Genomic DNA, 21,261 nt, shown 5'->3' on the forward strand with positions numbered 1-21,261 from the left:
TGAGCACATTCAACACGGCCCTGGCGGAACTAGAAACGCCCAGGACTCCCTGGCGTCTTAGCTAGAACACGACTTGCCACTCACGACCACCTGTACCCACGCCGCCTTTTCCCAATTCCTCAGTAGCAGTGGTGCGGTCCAGCCGTCGTCCTACTTTCGAAGGACTCCGGTAGATAGCGGAGTATGACAACCTCCGCCCCCGATCAGGACTAATCTGATCGAAGTGCGTGAATCTGGGGCTGGGCGCGTGCGAAATGTCGAATCGCTGGTCGATGTTTCGCGCTGCGAAACAAAGAAAAGGGGATGAGAATGTTGAAGGTGAAAGCCGTGGTCGCCGCGGTTCTGGTGACCGTGTCGCTCGGTTCCATCGCCACTCCTGCCTATGCGTCCGATGAGGCGTCGCTGCCGAAGCGCACGGTCACCAAGCATACGGGCGACGGAGTCGTGGTCACCGAGACGCTCGACTACGCCAAGTCCCGGTACGCGAACATCCGGGCGAAGGCTGCCGATGACTGCATGGTCGGCTACCTGTGCATGTGGGAAGACGCGCACGCGGGCGGCCAGGTCGTCATGTGGAACGACGTGAAGGGTAACCATGAAAACGATTTCACCAACGTCTGGAGTCCTGGCCAGCCGTATGGGCCGAATCGTTGGGGTGTCCTTTCCAAGGATTTCAATGACCAGATGTCTTCCTGGATGAACCGCACTTCCCGAACCTGGTATTGGTATTTCGGTGCGAACGGCACTTGGGAACGCCACCAGATGGGGTGGTCCGGTGATCGTTGGATCAACGTGCTGGACAACGAAAACGATCACGCGTCATCGGTCTACTCGTGGCTCGGTCAGATCTCGTGATCCACGGCCGGGATTTCAGCGCCGGCTTCGATCAAATTCGGTTCGGTCACCAGGCATTCCTACCACTGGTGGAGCCCGCCGACCCGTTGCCACCGCTGGGTGGACAGCGTGTGACCGCCCACTCCCGCGGACGGCACCGCACCTGATCACCGAGCAGGCGCTGGAGTTTGATCGGGTGCCCGGTGATCACCGGAGGGACGCACGGTTCCCTTGCCGGCCACCAACCCGATGACAGCCTGGCCGAACGCGGGGACGCACATCAGGATGAGCGGTGCGTGCCAGCCCGAGCTGACGGAGTGCAGGAACCCGAACAGCACCGGCCCGGCCGCCGCCAGCAGGTAACCGGCCGATTGCGCCATCGCCGACAGCGCTCCCGCTCCGGCCGCGTCCTGCGCACGCAGGCCGAGGAAGGCCAAGGCGAGCACCAGGCAGACGCCACCACCAAAGCCGAGGACGACGGTCCACACCACGGCCCATTCCGGCGCCAAAAGCAGTCCGATGTAGCCGGCGAGCATGATCAGCGAGCTCGCCGTCGCCAACCCGCGCTGGTCACGCGCTCGGCGCAGCAACGCGGGTGCGGCCAGACTCGTCAGCACCGCGACGACCTGGAAGAGGAACAGCAGCCATCCCGCCGAGGCCGGGCTGATCCCGGTGTCCTGGACCACCCCGGGAAGCCACGTCACGACGACGTAGAAGCCCAGTGACTGCAGTCCCATGAACGCCGTGACCGCCCAGGCCAAGCCCGATTTCCACGGCAGCCGGTGTCCACCGCCCACCGCCGCCGCGACCGGCGGCGGGGTCCGCAGTCGCGGTGACCACAGCACGAACGCCACCAGCGCGAGCACGATCCAGCAGCCCAGAGCGGTCGACCAACCACCGGGCGCGGCCTCGCTGATCGGCACGGCCACCCCGGAGGCCACCGCCGCGACACCGCCCATGACCGTGGCGTACGCGCTCGTCACCAAGCCCACCTTCGTGGGGAAGTCGCGTCTGACGAGGCTCGGCAGGAGCACGTTGCCCACCGCGATACCTGCCCCGATCAGCACGGTCCCGCCGAACAGACCGGCCACCGTCGGGATCCACCGGATCGCGATCCCGACCATCAGCACCACGAGCGCACCCGCGAGAACCCGCTCCGGCCCGCGGCGCGCGGCCAGCCGCGGCACCAGCGGGGATATCACCGCGAATGCGAGGAGGGGCACCGTGTTCAGCAGCCCGGCCACTGCAGCCGACAATCCCAGGTCGGCCTGCACTTGATCCAGCAGCGGCCCGACTCCGGTCAGGCTCGGCCGCAGGTTCGCCGCGATCACCAGCAAACCCCAGAGCAGTAGCGCCTGGCCGGGACGACGCGTCGGCTGTCGTGCGTCCAATGCGGAACTCATGTCAGCAGGCCGACCTGGTGCAACGCTCGTTCATGCGCCCATGTTCTGGCCAACTCGCGTCGGCAACCAGGCCGTGCTCAGGCTGGCCCCCACAGGGCTACCCTGAGCAGTGCGCGCTTGGCGAATCGCGCCGTAAGTTGAGGATCATGGGTTCTCCGTTGGGTGACTTCATCCGAGCCAAGCGAGACGCTGTCCAGCCGGAGTCCCTGGGGCTGCCGGACCGAGACCGTCGCCGGTCGCCAGGACTACGCCGTCTGGACCTCGCAACTCGAGCGGGCATCAGCGTGGAATACCTGGCCCGCATCGAGCAGGGGCGTGACCGCAACCCGTCCACCGCGGTCGTGAACACGATCGCCGACGCGCTCAGTCTCGCCACCTCGGAGCGTAACCACCTGCGTTACCTGGCGAAGATCACCGGGGACGGATGCTCCGCCCACTTCAAGCCCGCACCGCCGCGCCGTGAGGTGCGCCAGTCCGTCATGGACACGTTGCGCATGCTCGAACAGGGAATCGCCATCGTGACGAACAGGCTGGGCGACGTCCTCGCCCATACCGGCACGTACGCGACGGTCACCAGCGGAACCGGTCTGCTCGACGCCGAAATACCGAACATCACGCGCTACGTCTTCACCGATCCCCGCGCGCGCACCTTCTTCACCGATTGGGACGCCATCGCCGACGAGCAGGCGTTCGACCTGTGGCTCGCGCCCTCCGTCGAGAATCTCGAATGGCTCGCCGCCGAGCTGATCCCACTCGCGGGCACCGACTTCACCCGCAGGCTGAACCGCCACGAGGTACCACGACGAGGCGTTCTGCGACTCAAGCATCCGTCTGGCCCCGAACTTCGGCTGACGCGCGAAACCCTGGAACTGCCCTCCGACGACCAGCAGATCGTCGTGTTCCTGCCCGCGGACGACCAGACGGCGCAGGCCGTCGACCACCTGCACAGGCACGGAGGACGACTGCGGTCCATCTCGTGAGACTTGCCGGGACCGTTTCGGTCCGGCACAACGGCGTGCGACTTCGGCAAAGAGAGCAGTGGCGAGCATTCCGGCAAGTGCGGCCGGCTCGAACTCGGCCGTTCGGCAGACAAGCGAACCCTGTTCATGGTTGTTTGTTCACGCACGTGTTCCAAGAAGAGAACTGGGGCTACACAAGTGAAGAAGAAGACCGTGGCGACCGCCGCCGTCCTGGGCGCGCTGGCGTCGACGATCGCGTTCGCGCAGCCTGCCGGCGCGGGTGTCGATCCGAGGTACTACTACGAGTCCAGCTGGTCGACCGAGGGCGACTGCCGGATCAACGGCCACTCCGGCCAGGAGGCCGGCCGGTGGTCGGCCTACTTCTGCTCCGCGTCGACCTGGTCGTGGGATCTCTACATCAAGCCGTAGCCCGCGAAGCCGTGGGGACCTGAGCGCCCCGTGGCAGCCGGACGACATCACGACGACGGCGACACACCCACGTCGGTGGCGTGCTGAAGGGGCTCCTTCCCTACCTTCGGAGTGGGGAAGGAGGCCTTCGCCATCTCAGGTCAGTTCACCGTCACGGTCGCGGCCACCGGCGGTTGCTGCTCCGAGGGCAACGCGCACCACCAGTAGGTGAGCGGCCTGCCGAAGCGATGGAGGCCGAGGGTGACGGTGCCGGGAGTCGAGAACGTGACCTGCTGGGTACCCTCGACGATGAAGTCGCCACCCGTCGGGATCGGGGCCGGGTTGTTCAGCACGTCGATCTTGACCTCGCCGGTGCCCACCCCACCCTGTCTCAGGAAACCGACCAACCAGGCCGACCTCGCCGACAACTCCGAATTCGCCCAGGGCTCGACGCCGTCGACCTTGACGAAGACCGGCACGGGCACCCCGCGGGTCGCGGTCGCCGGCGCGGTGATCGTCACGTGCACCGTTTTCGGACCGCTGTATGCGGGGCAGGTCTGGGTCACGGTATCGGCGGAGGCGGTACCCGCCGTCACGGTCAAGCCGAACCCGGTGGCCACAGCGACGGCGACGGCCGCGATCTTTCGACGGAACATGGGAAGGTCCTTTCCACTCAAGGCTGCACGGTCACGGTCTCGGCGACCGGCGGATCGGCCTGCCCACAGTTGTAGTACGGAGGAACGCCGTATCCGTTCATGGCGAGGGTGCCCGTTCCCGTACTGGTGAAAGTGACTTTCGCCGTCCCCTGCATGATCCACGGGTCGCCCGGCTCGAGGACGGTCGGTGAGCTCAGGTAGAAGTTGACGGTGCCGCTGCCGGCGCCGCCCAAGACGACTCGTCCCGAGGTATAAGGGGTACCCGAACCCGAATAAGGCTTGACGTTTTCGACCTTGACGAAAACCGCGGCCTCCACATTCTTTTTCACGACGGCGGGCGCGGTGACGGTCACGTGCACGGTCTGACTGGAAAGCCTCGGATGACAGGCCCAGGTCTGGGTGACGGTACCGGCCGCGGCCGAATCCGCCGCGACGGTAAGTCCGAACGCGGTCGCCAGCCCGACGGCGACGGTCGCGATTGTTCGACGAAACACAGGACAACCCCTCTTCCGACGAGTGAGTGAGCGATCACCGTCCCGCAATCGGCCGGAGCGAAGCGTCTTCCTTCGTGCTATTGGACGCGGGGTGTCGTCACCCGTATCGGTGATTCTCGTCGACTCACCATTCGTGGCGTGTGGATCACCGGTTCGTGTCACATACCCGCCCACTTGCCGTAGCGGAGGCTTAGCTTCCACATCGGCCCACCATCTGCCTGCTACACACAGTGTCATCGCCCGCGAAGCCCACCCCTGGCGCAAAACACGAAAGACTTACGTGTTTATCGTAGGAAGATTCACGACTCGCCGGCGGCCCGGGAAATCGTTTTTTGACAGAGTGCCAACGTGGTGAAAATCTTCGATCGCTCCTCGCGAGAGCAAAACCGAACACGAAATCCGATACAAGGAGCCCCTCAATGCAGATGTTCACCCAGCACCTGCACCACGGCCACGACCTGATCTCGGGTCTGCTCGCGCACCTGGCCCACGTGCTCGGATGGCTGGTCTGACGCTCTAAGCACAGGGTTTGACGGGGGCCAATCTGTTGGCGCGGGTCGGCCCCTCGTGTTTGCGACCCGGGAAAGGGGCACAACCGTGTCCCTTTCCCGGGTTCCGGTTTTTCATCGCCGAAAAGAAGACCGTTCATTTTTCCGCCCGCCCCCAGGCGGGCGCGGGCCGGACCCCCAGAACCGGCCCGCGCCCGACACCGCGGTGATCCCCCTGCGACCACCGCGAGTTCCGCGCCACCCGACCATGGTGCGGCCGGGACCGGTCCCCACGCATGGGTGCCGGGACCCCATATTCCGCTGAAGGCTCTCCTGTCCGTCACTCTCCGGACATCTTCGTGCGTGCGCTGAATGTGGGGGTGCGGCCCCCATGTGCGCACCACGCCGAGCTGAAACCATGACTTCCGTGACGCCCCCACCATCGGCGACGTCCCTGCCGCCGAAGTGGTGGGTACACGGCCAGACCCCGCGCGAACGGACAGCGGACAAGCCCGCCTGGGCGGACTTCGCCGAACACGCGGTCACCGCGCTTCTGCCGGAGCATCCCCCAGCGAGTGACTGGCGTGCCGAGTTCGCCGGGGTCTTCAGGTCGCTCGTCCACGCCGCTTCGCGTGACGCGGTCCCGGACGAGCTACCCGGCGCCGACGTAGAAGCCCTCCGCCGGGGTTTCGCGGCTCAACTCGACCAGCATCTGCTCAAACTCGCGGTCCGCACACTGGTCCTCGAACTCCACCGCGACCGCAAGGCCGGAAACCTCCGGGGCGAGACCCCCGAAGAGCGCTTCTCGGATTTCGTACGACGGCAAGCCAGTCCGGGCGGGCTCGTACGGTTGTTCGGCGAGTACCCGGTCCTGGCCCGGCTCGTCGCTCAGGCGTGCCTCCACGCCGCCGAAGCCCACGCCGAGACGCTGGCCCGGTTCTCGGCCGACGCCGCCTTGCTGCCCTGCTCGGTCGTCGACGGGGAACTCGGCACGCTCGCCGAGGTCGCGGGCGGGATCGGTGACTCGCACGCCCGCGGCCGTTCGGTCAAACTGCTCCGGTTCTCCAGCGGCGCCAAGGTGATCTACAAACCCCGGCCGCTGATCCTGCACGAGCGGTTCACCGACGTCGTCACGCGGCTGAACAAGCGGCTGCCCGGACTCGAACTGCGGACCGCGGACGCGCTACCGCGTGCGGGCTACGGCTGGCTCCGGTTCGTCGAGCACCGGCCGTGCGCCGACATCGGCGACGTCGACCGCTTCTACCGGCGGCAAGGCATCCTCCTGGCGCTCCTGTACGCGCTCGACGCCACCGACGTCCACTACGAGAACGTCATCGCCTGCGGCGACCAGCCGGTGCTGATCGATATCGAGACGCTGTTCCAGCCGTCGCCGCCCGATCCGCCGGAGGGCGACCCCGCGGCGGCGATGCTGGCGAGGTCGGTCCAGCGCACCCTGCTGCTCCCCCAGCTCTTCGCGGGCGAAGACGGTGCCGTCGACATCTCCGGCCTCGCCGGCCGCGGCGGCAAGCTACCCACCGACCGCGTCGATTGGGCCGATCCGGGCACCGACCGCATGCGGCTGGTCCGGGTGCCCGGCGAACTCGCGGGCGGGAACAACCTGCCGCGTCTCGACGGCCGCGACATCACGCCCGCCGAGCACAGCGCCGCGTTGCTGGCCGGGTTCCGGCTCGGCTACGACGCGATCTCCCACGGGCGGGACGAGCTCGCCGAGCACCTCCGGCGCTGCGCCGAGGATCCCATCCGGGTGCTCATCCGGCCGACGAACTTCTACTTCCGGTTGCTGGACGAGACCACCCATCCCGACCTGCTTCGCGACGCCGCCGACCGCGACCGCGCGTTCGACCTGCTCGAAGAGGATTCCGCCGCCGAGGAGAAGCTGCTCCGCCTGGTACCACACGAACGGGACGACCTCTGGGCGGGCGACGTGCCGATGTTCACTTCGAATCCCGGCTCGACGTCGCTGCTCGATTCGCGCGGCGAGAGCGTCGAAGGGGTGGTCGACCGGCCGTCGCTGGACACCGTGCTGGCGAAGCTCACCGACCTGGACCCTCTCGACCAGCGCGACCAGGAATGGCTGATCTCGGCCACCCTCGCGATCAGCACGGCGACCACGGGCCATCACGGTGGCGAGACCGCGGAGACGGCTGCGCCGAACCAGGCGCCCGACGCGGAACGACTGCTGGTCACCGCGTGCGGCATCGCCGACCAGATCGTCGCCAACGCCTTCTCCGACGAACACCGCTCCAACTGGCTCGGAATCGAACTCGTCGACGACCGCTACTGGACCGTGCTGCCGATGGGCGCCGGGCTCGGCGAGGGCTACTGCGGTGTCGCGTTGTTCCTCGCCCAGCTCGCCGAACTGACCGGGATCGCGCGATACCGCGATCTGGCCGCGTACGCGATCAGCCCGCTCCCAGGCCTCTTCGCCACGCTCCGCGCCGACCGCGAGCTGGCCGCCACCGCCGGCTGCGGCGGTCTTCTCGGCCTCGGCGGCGTCGCGTACACGATCGCGCGGCTCAGCACGCTGGTCGGCCTTCCGGCGGGCGATCTCATCGAGCAGGCCGTCGACCTGATGCCCGAGGCGACTCCCGAAACGCCCGCCGGGTTCACGACGGGACTGGCGGGCGGTGTCGCGTCGATGCGGTCGGTGTATGTCCAAACAGGACTGGACGCGGCACTGGCGCGGGCCGACCGCTACGCCGGGGAACTGCTCGACCGCGAACGTCCGCACGAGAAGTCGTTCGCCCGCGGTTCGGCCGGGATCGACTGGGTGCTGCGGGCACACGACCGTTCCGGCGAAGAACCGCCCGGAAGGGCGGACGATCGGGCGGAAAGCACCGGCGGTTGGTGCGAGGGCCTGGCGGGTGACGCGCTCGGCCTCGCCGCTCACCGGCCCGATCCCGGATACGCCGTGGACCTCGACCGGATGATCAAACGGGTGGCCGACGGGGCGCCGCTGAAGGATCTCAGTCTCTGCCACGGCGAGTCCGGAGTGCTGGACGTGTTGTGCGTGCTGGCGGAGAACGGGCACACTGGCGCCGCCGCCGCGGTACGCCGCCGGACCGGTCATCTGCTCGCTGCCATCGACCAGCGCGGTGCCCGCTGCGGGACACCCGGCGCGGTGCCCTCGCCGGGGCTGCTGAGCGGTCTGGCGGGAATCGGTTACGGCCTGCTGCGGCTGGGATTCGGTGACCGCGTCCCCTCCGCGCTCCTGCTCCGCCCCGACCGGCCGCATCCCGCGGCCACCGTAGTCCCGCCGGTAAATCGAGTATGAGGAGAAAGATCGCATGTACGAAAGAGATCTGCCCGCCACCGAAGACGTCCTCGGCGCCGTGAACCTGCCGCGCGCCCTCGAGGTCGGCTCGCGCAATCACGCGCTGGCGGGCGGCAAGCCGCGGCTGAGCGCCAACCCGCTCGCCACCCTGTCCACGGACCCCGGTTCGCCGTCCGTCGTCAGCGTCTTCACCGGCGGCTGGATCTGAGACAGGCTCACGGAGGCGGGTTCGCGCCGCCCGCCTTCGTGATCACTTCTTGGCCGTGACGGGGAAAACCGCTCGCTATAGTCACGGCGGTGGGTATCCGTTCGTCGCGGGTGATCGGCCGCGACGCCGAACTGGCGGAGCTCTCCGGAGCTCTCGATCGCGCCATCGCCGGCCGCGGCGGCGCGATCTTCCTCGTGGGCGAAGGCGGTATCGGCAAATCGCGGCTCGCCGTCGAAGCCGCCTCACGAGCGGTCGCCGCCGAAATCCCGGTGTTGCAGGGCCGGGCAGGTTCGATCGGCCCACTCGTCCCGTTCCGCCCGCTGGCCCAGGCACTGTGGTCGTATTTCCGCGGCGGAGGCCCTCCGTCGGCGGCCGAACTCGATCCGTTCCTCCCCGTGCTCGCCCAGCTCATCCCCGACTGGGGCCGGGGAGACCGGCCACGGGAGTCGGGCTCCCTGCTGGTGCTCGCCGAAGCGGTGTTCCGGCTGCTGGCCGTCACCAGCCGCGACCGCGGCGCGCTCCTGGTCCTCGACGATCTCCAGGACGCCGACGCGGAGACGCTGTTCATTCTCGAATACCTCGTCGACAACCTGTCCGCGGCGCAGGCCCTGTTCGTCGGCACGCTCCGCAACGAGCCCTCCGACGCCCTGCGCCTGGCCACCTCCGGCGCTCAGCGGATGAGCTGCGCCGTCGTCGAACTGGGGAGGCTCGGCCTCGCCGACACCCGCGCCCTGGCCGCCGCCTGCCTCGAGACCGAGCCGGGGCGGCTTCCGTCGGCCGCCGCGGAACTGTTGTGGCGCAACAGTGCCGGCCTTCCCTTCATCGTCGAGGAACTGCTCCACGGCATGGTGAACGACGGACTGCTGGTCGAAGGCCGCGACGGCTGGCGCGTCATCGGCGAACTCCGCGCCCGCGTTCCCGCCGCGCTGGTCACCAGCATCGGCGTCCGGATGGAGCAGCTCGGCGAGCAGGCGGGCGAGCTGCTGTCGGTCGCGGCGATCATCGGCCGCCGCTTCCCGCTGGCGGTGGTCCAGACGGTCACCGGCACCAACGACCGGACGCTGCACAACCACCTGAGCGCCGCGGTCTCGGCGAACCTGGTGACCACCGACGAGACGACGCCCGGCTGGTACGCCTTCCGTCATCCACTCACCGCGGAAGCGTTGCTGGCACGCCAGTCACCGGCGCGGAAGGCGGCTCTAGCCCGTCAGGCCGCCGACGCCGTCGAGAAGCTCTACCCGGGGCTGCCGGGCGATCTATGCGCGCTCGTCGCGTCGCTCCGGCTGACCGCGCAGGACGAACAGGCCGCCGGCCGCCTGTTCGCCGAAACCGGCCGCCGGGCCCTCGACGCGGGAGCCGCGGACTCCGCGGTCACGATGCTCACCAAGGCCGTCGACCTGCTCGCCGGGGCCGACGCAGGCGACCGGGCCGAGGTGCTGGAGACGCTGGTGCACGCGCTCGGGCAGACCGGTCAATTCGACCGCGCCGTCGAGCTTTCCGCCGGATTCGGCGAGATCGGCACCCTCGAACGCGCCGCGAAACTTCATACCCAGCTGGCCTGGGCCGCCTACATCGCCGGACGGCACGACGAATGCCTCGCCCAGATCGAACGCGCCCGCGCTCCCCTCGGTTCGGCGATCTCGCCGGCTCAGCAGGCCGCGCTCGACGCCGTCGAAGCGAACCTCTGGCTGGACGTCCCCGGCCGGGCGGACACGGCGGAACGGCTCGCTCGCCAGGCATGGAAGGTGGCCGAGGCGACCGAGCAGCCGTTCGTCGTCTGCCAGGCGCTGCAGGTGCTCGGCATGCTCGCGCTGTCGCGGGACCTCACCGAATCCGAGCACTACATGCAGCTCGCGCGGCGGACCGCCGAGGACAACCAGCTCCACCATCTGCGCACCCAGGCGCTGGTCCGGCTGGGCGGACATCGCGTGCTGATGAACGGCGACGAGCAGACCCTGCTGCTCGCCCGCGCGGACGCCCAGCGCACCGGGTCGATCACCCTGCACTGCGCGGTCGATTCCGTGCGCACCATGCACGCGATCCTGCGGTGCGAATTCGGCACCGCGCACGCGCTGCTGGCGGAGAACCTCGCCGTGCTGGGCAGGCTGCGGTTGACCGCGTTGCTGCAGTACGCCCATATGACGAGGGCGATGTCCGCCGGGCACCGCGCGGACCGCCCCGCGATGGAGCAGGCGCTCGACGACTTCCGGGAGAGCGGCGGAGAGAACGCGCAGGAGATGGTGCTCAGCATCGGGCTCGCCCGGGTCTTCTGTTCGCTGCTCGAAGAGGACTTCGACCGGGCCCGCCGCGAACTCGGCCAGGTCGTCGAGCTGGAGGACCGGCGGCCCAGCCGGTTCCACCTCGCCGGCAGGCACGGGCTCCGGACGCTGGTCGGCACCCTCGACGGCGCCCCCTGCCCAGAGGACGGCTCCGCCGTGAGCGGGATGCGGTGGAACCGGCAGTTCGTCGAATTCGCGCACGCGGTCGAGCACGGCAGACGAGGCGACGCGGCGGCGGCCGGACAGGCGGTGGCCTCCGCGCTGGAGACGTCGGCGCCCTATCCCCTGGCCCGGCATCTCGGGCTCCGGCTGATCGCCGAACCGGCCGCCGCCGACGGCTGGGGTGATCCGGCGGGCTGGCTCAAAGAGGCCGAAGAGTACTTCCACCGGAGGGAGATCCCGGCGGTCGCGGCCGTCTGCCGGACCCTCCTGCGCAAACTCGGCGCACCCGTCCGGCAGCGCCGCTCCGGGGTCGACCGGGTCCCCGGCGACCTGCGATCGTCCGGCGTCACCGTGCGCGAGTACGAGGTCCTGATGCTGCTCGCCGAGCGGATGGGCAACAAGGACATCGGCGCCCGCCTGCACATCTCGCCGCGGACGGTCGAGAAGCACGTCGCGAGCCTGCTCGCCAAGACCGGGCTCGCCGACCGTGCCGCCCTCGCCGAACGCGCCGCCGGACCGCGACCTGGCATGCTGTGATCCATGAGCGACCTCACCGTGTACGGCGCCGGCTGGTGCCCCGACGTCAAACGCAGCCGTGCCCTCCTCGACTCGAAAGGCATCGAGTACGACTACGTCGACGTCGAAGCGGATTCCGGCGCGGAGGAGACCGTGCGGGCGCTGCAGAACGGTGAGCGGCGGATCCCGACCATCGTCTGGCCGGACGGCACCCACCTGGTCGAGCCGAGCGACGACGAGCTCACCGCCCACCTGAACCGGTGACCCTGCCGGACGTCCCGCTCGGCACGAGAGTCGTCGTGCGCTACCGGATCGAAGGCGGGTTCACCGACGCGCTCGGCTACCTCCGTTCCCGTGGCGACACGGAATGCACGGTGGAGACCAAACGGGGACTCGCCACGATCCGGCTGGCCGACATCGTGCTGGCGAAGACGGTCCCGCCCCCGCCCGCGCCACGTAACCGCCCGGCCTGACCACCCGTTTCGTCCCCGCGCCACCGGGTAAGCCAAGGAAACCCCAGCAGGAGGTTCCCTTGGCTGCCAAAGCGAAAGACCCGGACGGTCCCACCGAGTTGTCCCGGCGATCGTGGTGGGCGGTGCTCAAACGGACGATCGCCGGGTTCAACCGCGACAACATGCTGGACTGGGCGGCCGCGCTCACCTACTACGGCGTGCTCTCGCTCTTCCCCGGTCTGCTCGTGCTGACCGCGATCCTCGGTCTGATGGGTCCGTCGGCCACCCAGGCACTGATCGAGAACGTCGGCCGGATCGCACCCGGCCAGGGCCGGGACATCCTGATCGGCGCGATCGAAGAGCTGTCCAAGACCGGCGGGCTGGCCGGAACCGCGGCGATCATCGGCACCGCGGGCGCGTTGTGGTCCGCGTCCGCCTACATCGGCGCGTTCATGCGGGCGTCCAACGTCATCTACTCGATGCCCGAAGGCCGCCCGATCTGGAAGACCGTGCCGTTGCGGATCGGGCTCACCATCGCCGTGCTGATCGTGCTCGCCCTGTGTGCCGCCGGGGTGGTGGCGACCGGCGGGATCGCCCGCTACCTCGGTGACCTGATCGGCCTCGGTTCGACCGGCGTCCTCGTCTGGGACATCGCGAAATGGCCCGTGATCGCGTTGCTGGCGGGGCTGGCGTTCGCGATGCTCTACTGGGTGAGCCCCAACGTGCGGCAGCCGAAATTCCGCTGGCTGACACCGGGCGGCCTCGTGGCCGTGCTGCTCTGGGCCGCGGCCACCGCTGGGTTCGCCATCTACGTCGGCAACTTCGGCTCGTACAACAAGGTCTACGGATCCCTCGCCGGCGTCATCGTGTTCCTGGTCTGGCTGTGGATCTCGAACATCGCGGTCCTCCTCGGCGCCGAACTGGACGCCGAACTCGCGCGTGGCAAGGAGCAGGCCTCCGGATCCCCCGCCGACGACGAACCCTTCCTCCCGCCGCGTGACACCGCGGCGATGGACGACGTCGAAGCGGCCGCGGTCGCCGAAGCCGAAACGAGGAACGCCGACTACCCGAAGGAGCAGAGCCACCAAAGAGACACCTTCTCCTGACTGCCGCGGCGTCGGTGCCGAGTTGAGCGACTTGGTTAGAACGATCATTGCCACTCACGGCAGTCCCCTATGGACAGTCGCGGAGGTGCCACCGCCACTGTGGCAAGCCCGTCTCCCACTTGACCAGTGGTTATGTGACTTGCCGGTCCCCTGCTGAAAACCGTGAAGGGCTCCTCCCCTCGGCCGTGGGGAGGAGCCCTTCACATGGGGGTACTAGCTCTTGCTCGACTTGGTGGCCTTCTTCTTGGCGTCCTTGACCTTGCCCTTGACCGTCCCGACCGCGTCCTGCAGCGGCGCGTAGGTGCCATAAAGCGCCGGGTCCGGTTTCGGAGCGGTGCCCGGTCCGCCGAGCGCTTCGGGCTCCATCAGGTACTCGATCCCGTCTTCGCCGAAGCTCCAGCCGCCCTTCGCACCGTCCGGGCCGTCGGACAGATGCCAGATGGTGTTGTTGTGCTCCTGGTTCTCCTCCTCGAACAACGCCGTCGGCGCGATGTCGCTTTCCAGGCCGTCGGCCTTGAGTTCCTCGATCGCGGCGAGCCACTGCTTCTGGTGCACTGTGTCCCGCGCGAGGTTGAACTGCAGCATCGCCTTCACACCGGGGTCGTCGGTCATGTTGTACAACCGGGCCGTCTGCAGGCGGCCCTGCGCCTCGGCCGCGGCGTTCGCCCGGAAATCGGCCAGCAGATTGCCCGACGCCACGACGTAGCGGCCGTTCCAGGGGTAGCCCTGGCTGTCGCTCGGCGTGGCGCCGCCGCCGGAGATGATCGCCTGCTGGGGATCCATCCCACCGAGGATCGCCGCGGTGGCCGGATCCTTCACGGCTTCGGCCATCGTGGTGGCGGGCGCGCCTTCGAGCAGCCGGGCGACCATCGTCGCGAGCATTTCGACGTGCCCGATCTCCTCGGTCGCCGTATCCATGATCAAATCCTTGTACTTGCCCTCGATCCGGCAATTCCAGCCCTGGAACAGGTACTGCATGGTGACGGTCATTTCACCGTAGGCGCCGCCGATGAGCTCCTGCAGCTTACGGGCGTACAAAGCGTCGGGCTTTTCCGGTTTGGCCTCGAATTGGAGCGATTTGGTATGACGGAACACTGACGACCTCCAGAGAATTGAGGAGAGAGCGGGTTAGCGCGAGTCGGCGATCGGCGCCTTGGAACCGGAGAGCGGAATGAGCCCGAGGGCGATCATCCCGACGGCGAGCCCGAGGTGAAGCCAGTTGTCGGCGGTGTTGACCGGTACGAAATTCGCCGCCGACCCGTGGTCGATCAGCAGCCCGTACAGCCAGAGCACGAGGTAGATCACCCCGCCTCCGACGAGGAACGCCTTCGCGCCGCTCACCGTGCGGGCCAGCAGAATGCCCGCGACACCGAACGCCAGGTGGACGATGTTGTGCAGGATCGACACCTGGAACACGCCCAGCAGCAACGCGCCGGACTCGTGCCCGGCGCCGCTCAGCTGCTCGTAGTTCGTGGTGATACCGGGAATGAAGCCGAGAATGCCGACGAGCAGGAAGACCGCGCCCATGCCGAGGGCGATGAGCTGGCGCGGAGCCCGCCGAACCGTGGCCGGCGATGCAGTCATGATTTCCTCCGATCCAGGTGGAACAGGACTGTCGGACGCCCGATGGGCGAACAACACGCGAGTACCCGGACGAAAGCCGGTCACACCGGAAAACGGGTGATTTCGAATCCGGGGGAATTCCCGTGTAATCCGGCCTCTCCGGGGTAGCCCCTGCGGAACACACACGTCGCCAGGAGGGTGAAATCGTGGCCGAGGACAACACACCGCAGGCAGGGCCGGTCGGCAAGCTTTTCCGCGCCGGATTTCACGCCCTGGCGGCACTTCGCGGCGCCAGGGCCTTCCACCCGAACGGCCTACTGCTCAACGGAGAACTTCAGGCTTTACGGCGTGACGAGCTCGCCCTGCCGGAGGAACCGGTGGCCGTGACCGTGCGGATGTCCAAGGGAGCCGGTCTTCCGGGACGCGTACCTGACGCGCTGGGGCTGGCGGTGCGGATCCCTGCCGTCGGAGGTCACCCGTGGGATCTCACGTTCACCACTTCGGGCACCGGCCTCGTCGGCCGGGTGCTGCCGCGGGCGGCCCGAGCCTGGACCGCCGGCCGCTACAGCACGTTGCTGCCCTATCGCACGAAGGGCGAACTGGTCTGGCTGTCCGCCCGTGCGGAGACGTCACGGCACGCCGAAGCGTCACTCGATGGATTGAGGCGGCTGGTGACGGAAGGGCCGGTGACCTACCTCGTCGAGACCGTCCGTGCGAACGGACGTCGGAACCCCTGCGCGAAGCTGACCCTTCACGAGGTCGACGAAGACTCCCCTCGTCCCGCCATCGATCCGATGCTCAACCCACCGCCGGGCTGGGAACTGCGTCCCGGTTGGCTCACCGGGCTACGTGAGCGCGCCTACGAAGGCAGCCGGGAAGGCCGCTGATTCACCCCGCGAGCGGCTTGTCCAGTACGGCCTTGACATGGCTGAAGTTGTCGATCGAGTAGCGCCCGTGGTATCGGCCCATCCCGCTCTCCCCCACGCCGCCGAACGGCAGCTCAGGCGCCGCGAGGTGGATGATCGCGGCACCGAACACCAGCCCGCCCGAAGACGTCTCCGTCTCGATCCGGCGCTTCGTCTCCTCCGATTCGGTGAAGGCGTACAACGCCAGCGGCTTGTCACGCTCGTTGACGAACGCCAGCGCCGCGTCGACGTCGGGAACGTCGATGATCGGCAGGATCGGGCCGAAGATCTCGTCCCGCATCACCGGGGCGTCCGGGGAGACACCGGTGAGGACCGTGGGCGCGATGTACCTCTCGTCGCGGTCGGCCTGGCCGCCGACGACGACGGTTCCGTCGCCCAGCAGCCCGGCGAGCCGGTCGTGATGGCGGGTCGAGATGATCCGGCCGTAGGAATCGCTGGTGGCCGGATCGTCGCCGAACATCGCGCGAACCGTTTCGGCCAGGTGCTCGGCCAGCTTCGGGCCGGTGTCGCCGATCGCGAGGACGTAGTCGGGCGCGACGCAGGTCTGGCCGGCGTTGGCGAACTTGCCGTACGCGAGCCGCTGCGCGGTCACCGCGAGATCCGCTCCCGGCTCGACGATCGCCGGACTCTTCCCGCCCAGTTCCAGCGTGACCGGCGTGAGATGCTTCGCCGCCGCGGCCATGACGATCCGGCCGACCGTGCCGTTCCCGGTGTAGAAGATGGTGTCGAACTTCTGCTCCAGCAGCGCCGTCGTCTCGGGGATCGCCCCCTCGACGACCCGGACGCCCTCGACGTAGTCCGGCAGATGCTCCGCGATCGCCGCCGAGGTGTTCGGGGACAGTTCGCTCGGCTTGACGACCGCGCAGTTCCCTGCTGCCAACGCCCCGACGAGCGGCGCCAGCACCAGCTGCAAGGGGTAGTTCCACGGCCCGATGATCAGGGCGACCCCGAGCGGCTCGCGTACGACCCGGCCTTCGCCCGGCCGCAGCGGGTGTGGGAGGCCGGCGGGCTCCGGGGTCAGCCAGGCGTCAAGATTCTCCAGCGTGTGGTCGATCTCGTTGCGCACGAGCGCGATCTCCGCACGTTTGGCCTCGACGGGGTTTTTGCGCAGATCGGCATAGAGCGCCTCGATGAAGACGTCGGCCTGCTCGGTCAGGAGCCTCTTGAGGCCCGTGAGCTGCGTCCGCCGCCAGTCCACCGGTTTCGTGACGCCGGACCGGAAGAGGTCACGCAGTTCTTCGACGACGGCTTGGGCATCCGTGCTGATCATGGTCTTGAGCCTAACCGCGGGCGTTGGTCGCCGCTTGGTATAGGTCGTTATACGGCAGGCTGTCTCCGTCTTGCCGACCTGCACGACCGTGATGAGCCGCTGACACAGGCTCGTTCATGAAGGATTTGGGACCCTCGATGTCCCAAATCCTTCATGAACAAAGTGCGGGGCGACGGACACTACGGGTAGCTCACCAGGTTGCTCGGCCGTGTGTCCGGTGGCGTCACCGCCCCGGCGTCGTTGATCACGTGCGTGATGGTTCCCTTGTAGTTCAACGACACCGTCACCATGTTGTGGAACCGGACGCCGGAGCGGTTCGGCACCTCGAACGCGTGGTACAGGTTCACCGACGGATTGTCGTTGAAGAAGCAGTAGCTGCCCAGACCCCATGCCTCGTGGGAGGTCACGTTGTCCCCCACCTTGTACGCGGCGTACCCGTTGAGCCCGTTGGGACTCTTCCAGCCCGCCTGATCCGGGACGTCGTACGGGATCTCGTTCTGGAAGAAGATCGTCCTGCCGTTCTGGCCGTTCCAGATGACCTGGTACTTCTGGTAATGCTCGACGAACAGCCCCGTGGCCAGCACGTTGTCGCCGTTGACGACCACGCCGGTGTCACCGGTGTTGATCGTCCAGCCGTAGGTTCCCGCGTTGCCGTGGTCGGCCCGCCACGCCCAGATGTGGTCGATGATCGTGTCACGGCTGTTGACGATCAGGCTGTTCGTCGCCCTCCCCGCGATCTGGCCGCCGATCCGGAAGAACACGTCCTGCAGCGTCGTCGGGTTCGCGGAGTGGTTCGCCGTCGAGCCCGCCTGCCCGACCGTGAGCAGCGACTGCGAGTTGGTCGTCCCGGCGTCGAACAGGAGCCCCTTGATCCGGACGCCGTCCACGTCGGCGACCTTCATCGCGTCGACGCCGTTGTCCGGCACCAGTGTCGGATAGCCGACGCCGAGGACGACGGTGTTCGCCTTCGTCACGTTGAGCGTCTGGTTCAGGTGGTAGACGCCCGGAGTGAAGAACAGGTTGCAGCCCTGGGAGAGCGCGGTGTTGATCGACGACGCCGTGTCCTCCGCCTTCACCACGTAGAACTGGCTCATCGGGAGCGAGCTGCCCGGGGTGCCGCCGTTGGCCCAGCTGGGGCCGGAAGCGTTGGTGCGCAAGGAAGGCAGGAACACGCGATACTTGCCGGAGCCGTCGAGGTACAGATACGGGACGTCACGGGACACCGGCGTGGTGCCGAGCGTCGTCTCCGGCGGATTCGGGAAGGTGTTCGCGGGAGCGCCACTCGTCCCCGAGAAGACCATGTTCCAGACACCGCCGTCCCAGCTGCCGTAGCTGCTGTCCCGGGTGTACCACTGCTGTTGCGAGATCGACGCGGTCTGCCCGGACACCTTGCTGTCGGCGGTGTAGCCACCACTGGCGAACCCGTAGCTGGCCGGGTAGAGCTGGAGCCCGCCGCGGATGTCCATCCGGCGGAACGGCGCGGCCTGCGCGACGGCCCAGCGGGTCGATCCGCTGCTCGGGACGACGGCCAGGTTCTCCGCCGAGCGCCAGAAGTTCTGCAGCGCCACCCCCTTGTCCGACTCGTTGAACGCGTCGACGGTCACGTCGCCGTTGATCACGACGTCGCCCGGGTTCTGCCCGAGCCCCGCGACGGAGGTGTAGTAGCCGACGTTGTCGTGGATGCCGTTGTACACGCCGGGCTTGAACAGGTGCGCGTACCGGCGCTCGGTGAACTGCGCGGTCAGCGTGTCCTTCTGCGCGTTGAAGTCCGCGTCGAGTTTGGCCTGGATCGACGACGCCGGCATGCCGGGGTCGAAGATCCGCACGTTCGGGCCGAAGTCCGGGACCTCGGCCTGCGCCGGACACGTCGCCTGCGTCGATCCGATCGTGTAGCTCGCCGAGGCCACCGGGGAGTTCGCCGAACCGGACTTCAGCGCGATCGCGGAGATCGTCGAGGTGGCGGAGACCGTGATCGGGCCGGTGTACACAGTGGACGACGCGGTCGGCGTGGATCCGTCCACTGTGTACCGGATGGTCGCGCCCGCGGTCGCGCTCGACAACGTCACCGAGCGGGCGCTCGGATAGCTGCCACCCGGTGGATCGAACGTCGGCGAGGCGACGGTCGTACCGCCGCCACCGTGGGTGTACGTGAAGTGCGGGGTGTCGTACTGCGGTCCGCTCTTCTCGTAGGTGAACCAGTAGTCGAGCACCGTGCCCGCCGACAGCGAGCCGACGGTGTGCCGCCACGTGCCACCGTTTTCGGTCATGCGGACGTTCTGCTGCCCCACCCCCGGGACACCGGTGTAGTGGATGTCGACGTACCGCGCCGGCGTCGACGGCGTGAAGGAGAACTGCGCCTGACTCGAGTTCAAGGAGGCGGCACTCTGACTGTAGTCGGCGGCCGCGGCGGTGGCACCGCCAAGCCCGGCCGTGATCAGGAGCGCGGAAAGGCCGGCGGCGAGCACGCCGCGCACCCCTTTCCGTCGTGGGGACCGCACAAGGATCCGGTTCACGTCGTGACACCTCCGGCGTTGGAAATCCACGGGCGAAGCAATTCGTTGCGCGCCACAACAAAGTAGCCGTCCGTGCGATATGTCCAGATCACGCTTCGGTAACAGTGGTGGTCCAAACCACTGAGTGCGCCGGACAGCGCAGGGCGATACGGCCGTTCGGCGTCCTCGCGCGGTGCGATCGGGCGCTGGTCAGCGGTCTGGGACGACGTAGAGCGTCGACGCTTCCCCGCCGTGCATGGCGCTCAGGCTGGTCCGGCAGGCCAGGAGGACCTCGCGGTTCGCGACGGTGTCCGGCGGTACACCGCAGCCGTCGCAGAAGAGCTCGACCGAGCCGGGAAAGGTCTCGTCGACCCGGACTTCGACCGTGCGATCGCAGCGGCGGCACCAGCGATGCCCGGTGACGACCAGGACGTGCATCGGATCGGAGATGCACTGATGCACCCAGCCGCGGTGGACGTAACACGTCGTCCGGACGTGCGCGCTCAGCCCGTGCTCCTCGGCCACGTCCTCCGCGGCCAGGATCGCGGCGAGCCGCCGGTCGGGGATCTCGCCGTACCGGTCCCGGCGTCGCGCCGGCGGGGCCGAGTCCGCCGCCGCGAGCAGTCTGAGATGAGCCCTTGAGGGTGGCTGAGTCCGTAGCACCATGTGGGTCTCGACCTTTCGGCGTCCACTGGAAGTCTTATCAGCTCGCTTCCGATTTCGCCGGAGTGACACCCGACCGGGCGACAAGGACCTGAGAAAGGTTCGTTTGTACGGCCCTTGTATTCACGCTGCCCATGCTGACCGGACAACCGAATCCGTTCAGGAGGCAGGAATTGTTGACCAAGGTAGCCGTGCTCGCGACAGCGACCGCGCTCTCCCTCGGCGTGGCCGCACCGGCCGGCGCCGAAGTGACCGCGTTGCCCGCGGCCAGCATGGAAGCGGTGCTCAAGGCCGCGCAGATCGACCCGCGCCGGGCCGACAGCGCGCTGACCCCCGGGGCCAAGGACAGTGTGGTGCTGGTGGAGCAAGCGCTGGCCGCCAAGGGACTGCTCGCCCAGCAGTACGTCGACGGCCATTTCGGGACGTCGACCATCACGGCGTACTCCAGCTACCAGAAGTCGCTGGGCTACACCGGGATCGACGCCTCCGGCCTGCCGGGCAAGACGTCGCTCGAGAAGCTGGGCGAGGGCCGCTACACCGTCACCGCGGTGGTCTCGGCGGGTAGCCGCCTGACCTACCACGGCAAGACGATGAACACGCGGACCAAGGCGATGCTGGTGAAGGCCGAGGGGCTGCTCGGCAGGCAGCTCACCATCACGCAGGGCTCCTACAACCCCGGCGGCGTCGGCGCTTCGGCCGGGACGCACGACGGTGGCGGCGCGCTCGACATCGGCGTCGAGGGCATGTCCTCGACCACGCGGACCGACGTCGCCCGGAAGCTGCGTCAGGTGGGCTTCGCGGCTTGGGTCCGGACCCCGGCGCAGGGTTTCGCCTACCACATCCACGCCATCGCACTGTCCGATCCGGACCTGTCGTCGGGCGCGCAGCACCAGGCCGGTGACTACTACCTCGGCTACAACGGCCTCGCCGGCCGCGGTTCCGACGACGGCCCCGTCGTCACGCCGAAGCTCACTTGGGAGGAGTACCAGCGGTCCTGACCCCGCCGGCCGAAGGCCACCTTCGCCGACGTAGATCGTCGCGAAGGTGGCCTTCGGGCTGTCCGGGAACCCCCGGGTAGGCTTCGGCG

At 68.1% G+C, this 21,261-nt stretch carries 19 protein-coding genes; 11 read left to right on the forward strand and 8 right to left on the reverse strand.

From position 1 onward, the window contains the following. Nucleotides 1–318 precede the first annotated feature (318 nt). A complete protein-coding gene (locus ACZ3HL_RS28805; RefSeq protein ID WP_465534737.1) occupies nucleotides 319–855 on the forward strand; it encodes a peptidase inhibitor family I36 protein in 537 nt (178 codons plus the stop codon). Nucleotides 856–1,001: 146 nt separating this feature from the next. On the opposite strand, the gene ACZ3HL_RS28810 is transcribed toward ACZ3HL_RS28805, so the two are convergent. Next, entirely contained in the window at nucleotides 1,002–2,237 is a 1,236-nt protein-coding gene (locus ACZ3HL_RS28810) for a CynX/NimT family MFS transporter (RefSeq protein WP_465534738.1), read from the reverse strand. Nucleotides 2,238–2,383: 146 nt separating this feature from the next. Between ACZ3HL_RS28810 and ACZ3HL_RS28815 the strand changes: the two genes are divergently transcribed. Together ACZ3HL_RS28815 and ACZ3HL_RS28820 are read left to right on the forward strand one after the other, a co-directional pair. Beyond that, complete coding sequence (locus tag ACZ3HL_RS28815; protein WP_465534739.1) at nucleotides 2,384–3,217, forward strand: helix-turn-helix domain-containing protein; 834 nt, start codon at nucleotides 2,384–2,386, stop codon at nucleotides 3,215–3,217. A gap of 177 nt (nucleotides 3,218–3,394) precedes the next feature. Beyond that, on the forward strand, nucleotides 3,395–3,625 hold the full coding sequence (locus tag ACZ3HL_RS28820; protein ID WP_465411399.1) for a hypothetical protein: 231 nt from the start codon (nucleotides 3,395–3,397) through the stop codon (nucleotides 3,623–3,625). A gap of 140 nt (nucleotides 3,626–3,765) precedes the next feature. On the opposite strand, the gene ACZ3HL_RS28825 is transcribed toward ACZ3HL_RS28820, so the two are convergent. Both ACZ3HL_RS28825 and ACZ3HL_RS28830 read right to left on the reverse strand, forming a co-directional pair. Beyond that, nucleotides 3,766–4,260 carry a hypothetical protein gene (locus ACZ3HL_RS28825; RefSeq protein WP_465534740.1) on the reverse strand — a complete coding sequence of 165 codons (495 nt, stop codon included), beginning with the start codon at nucleotides 4,258–4,260 and terminating at the stop codon, nucleotides 3,766–3,768. A gap of 17 nt (nucleotides 4,261–4,277) precedes the next feature. After that, entirely contained in the window at nucleotides 4,278–4,754 is a 477-nt protein-coding gene (locus ACZ3HL_RS28830; protein ID WP_465534741.1) for a hypothetical protein, read from the reverse strand. Between the two features lie 906 nt (nucleotides 4,755–5,660). Here ACZ3HL_RS28830 and ACZ3HL_RS28835 point away from each other — a divergent pair. The 6 genes from ACZ3HL_RS28835 to ACZ3HL_RS28860 all read left to right on the forward strand — a co-directional run bounded on the left by ACZ3HL_RS28835 (nucleotide 5,661) and on the right by ACZ3HL_RS28860 (nucleotide 13,260). Further along, a complete protein-coding gene (locus ACZ3HL_RS28835) occupies nucleotides 5,661–8,537 on the forward strand; it encodes a type 2 lanthipeptide synthetase LanM family protein (RefSeq protein WP_465534742.1) in 2,877 nt (958 codons plus the stop codon). 13 nt (nucleotides 8,538–8,550) lie between these two features. Further along, nucleotides 8,551–8,745 carry a hypothetical protein gene (locus ACZ3HL_RS28840; protein WP_034318598.1) on the forward strand — a complete coding sequence of 65 codons (195 nt, stop codon included), beginning with the start codon at nucleotides 8,551–8,553 and terminating at the stop codon, nucleotides 8,743–8,745. An 89-nt stretch (nucleotides 8,746–8,834) separates the two neighbouring features. After that, nucleotides 8,835–11,723: an ATP-binding protein gene (locus ACZ3HL_RS28845; RefSeq protein WP_465534743.1), complete on the forward strand. Its 2,889-nt coding sequence runs from the start codon at nucleotides 8,835–8,837 to the stop codon at nucleotides 11,721–11,723. A gap of 3 nt (nucleotides 11,724–11,726) precedes the next feature. Continuing rightward, nucleotides 11,727–11,966 carry a glutaredoxin family protein gene (locus tag ACZ3HL_RS28850; RefSeq protein WP_465411404.1) on the forward strand — a complete coding sequence of 80 codons (240 nt, stop codon included), beginning with the start codon at nucleotides 11,727–11,729 and terminating at the stop codon, nucleotides 11,964–11,966. Then, nucleotides 11,963–12,175 carry a putative acetyltransferase gene (locus ACZ3HL_RS28855; RefSeq protein WP_465534744.1) on the forward strand — a complete coding sequence of 71 codons (213 nt, stop codon included), beginning with the start codon at nucleotides 11,963–11,965 and terminating at the stop codon, nucleotides 12,173–12,175. Before ACZ3HL_RS28850 ends, ACZ3HL_RS28855 begins: the two co-directional genes overlap by 4 nt. Before the next feature lie 59 nt (nucleotides 12,176–12,234). After that, a complete protein-coding gene (locus tag ACZ3HL_RS28860) occupies nucleotides 12,235–13,260 on the forward strand; it encodes a YihY/virulence factor BrkB family protein (RefSeq protein ID WP_465534745.1) in 1,026 nt (341 codons plus the stop codon). A 213-nt stretch (nucleotides 13,261–13,473) separates the two neighbouring features. Here the strand turns inward: ACZ3HL_RS28860 and ACZ3HL_RS28865 are convergent, their stop codons facing one another. Beyond that, nucleotides 13,474–14,355 (reverse strand): manganese catalase, encoded by an 882-nt coding sequence (locus tag ACZ3HL_RS28865; RefSeq protein WP_465534746.1) that lies wholly within the window; start codon nucleotides 14,353–14,355, stop codon nucleotides 13,474–13,476. A gap of 33 nt (nucleotides 14,356–14,388) precedes the next feature. Further along, nucleotides 14,389–14,844, reverse strand: a complete 456-nt coding sequence (locus ACZ3HL_RS28870) for a DUF4383 domain-containing protein (protein WP_465534747.1) — start codon at nucleotides 14,842–14,844, stop codon at nucleotides 14,389–14,391. Nucleotides 14,845–15,029: 185 nt separating this feature from the next. Between ACZ3HL_RS28870 and ACZ3HL_RS28875 the strand changes: the two genes are divergently transcribed. Continuing rightward, complete coding sequence (locus ACZ3HL_RS28875; protein ID WP_465534748.1) at nucleotides 15,030–15,710, forward strand: hypothetical protein; 681 nt, start codon at nucleotides 15,030–15,032, stop codon at nucleotides 15,708–15,710. 1 nt (nucleotide 15,711) lies between these two features. Here ACZ3HL_RS28875 and ACZ3HL_RS28880 read toward each other — a convergent pair whose 3' ends face one another. From ACZ3HL_RS28880 to ACZ3HL_RS28890, 3 genes are all read right to left on the reverse strand, one after another. After that, nucleotides 15,712–17,019 carry an aldehyde dehydrogenase family protein gene (locus tag ACZ3HL_RS28880; protein ID WP_465534749.1) on the reverse strand — a complete coding sequence of 436 codons (1,308 nt, stop codon included), beginning with the start codon at nucleotides 17,017–17,019 and terminating at the stop codon, nucleotides 15,712–15,714. A 179-nt stretch (nucleotides 17,020–17,198) separates the two neighbouring features. Continuing rightward, nucleotides 17,199–19,532: a chitobiase/beta-hexosaminidase C-terminal domain-containing protein gene (locus ACZ3HL_RS28885; RefSeq protein ID WP_465534750.1), complete on the reverse strand. Its 2,334-nt coding sequence runs from the start codon at nucleotides 19,530–19,532 to the stop codon at nucleotides 17,199–17,201. A 189-nt stretch (nucleotides 19,533–19,721) separates the two neighbouring features. Beyond that, nucleotides 19,722–20,177 (reverse strand): hypothetical protein, encoded by a 456-nt coding sequence (locus ACZ3HL_RS28890; RefSeq protein WP_378439293.1) that lies wholly within the window; start codon nucleotides 20,175–20,177, stop codon nucleotides 19,722–19,724. A gap of 170 nt (nucleotides 20,178–20,347) precedes the next feature. Here ACZ3HL_RS28890 and ACZ3HL_RS28895 point away from each other — a divergent pair, with 170 nt between their 5' ends. Further along, a complete protein-coding gene (locus ACZ3HL_RS28895; RefSeq protein WP_465411413.1) occupies nucleotides 20,348–21,172 on the forward strand; it encodes a peptidoglycan-binding protein in 825 nt (274 codons plus the stop codon). Nucleotides 21,173–21,261 lie beyond the last annotated feature (89 nt).

It is taken from the genome of Amycolatopsis sp. NPDC000009, from assembly GCF_055563465.1.

Bases quoted from the DNA above. Each gene is read 5' to 3' on its own strand.
- ACZ3HL_RS28850 (WP_465411404.1), top strand. From the start codon at position 11,727: ATGAGCGACCTCACCGTGTACGGCGCCGGCTGGTGCCCCGACGTCAAA.
- ACZ3HL_RS28890 (WP_378439293.1), bottom strand. From the start codon at position 20,177: ATGGTGCTACGGACTCAGCCACCCTCAAGGGCTCATCTCAGACTGCTC.
- ACZ3HL_RS28825 (WP_465534740.1), bottom strand. From the start codon at position 4,260: ATGTTCCGTCGAAAGATCGCGGCCGTCGCCGTCGCTGTGGCCACCGGG.
- ACZ3HL_RS28835 (WP_465534742.1), top strand. From the start codon at position 5,661: ATGACTTCCGTGACGCCCCCACCATCGGCGACGTCCCTGCCGCCGAAG.
- ACZ3HL_RS28880 (WP_465534749.1), bottom strand. From the start codon at position 17,019: ATGATCAGCACGGATGCCCAAGCCGTCGTCGAAGAACTGCGTGACCTC.
- ACZ3HL_RS28870 (WP_465534747.1), bottom strand. From the start codon at position 14,844: ATGACTGCATCGCCGGCCACGGTTCGGCGGGCTCCGCGCCAGCTCATC.
- ACZ3HL_RS28810 (WP_465534738.1), bottom strand. From the start codon at position 2,237: ATGAGTTCCGCATTGGACGCACGACAGCCGACGCGTCGTCCCGGCCAG.
- ACZ3HL_RS28815 (WP_465534739.1), top strand. From the start codon at position 2,384: ATGGGTTCTCCGTTGGGTGACTTCATCCGAGCCAAGCGAGACGCTGTC.
- ACZ3HL_RS28840 (WP_034318598.1), top strand. From the start codon at position 8,551: ATGTACGAAAGAGATCTGCCCGCCACCGAAGACGTCCTCGGCGCCGTG.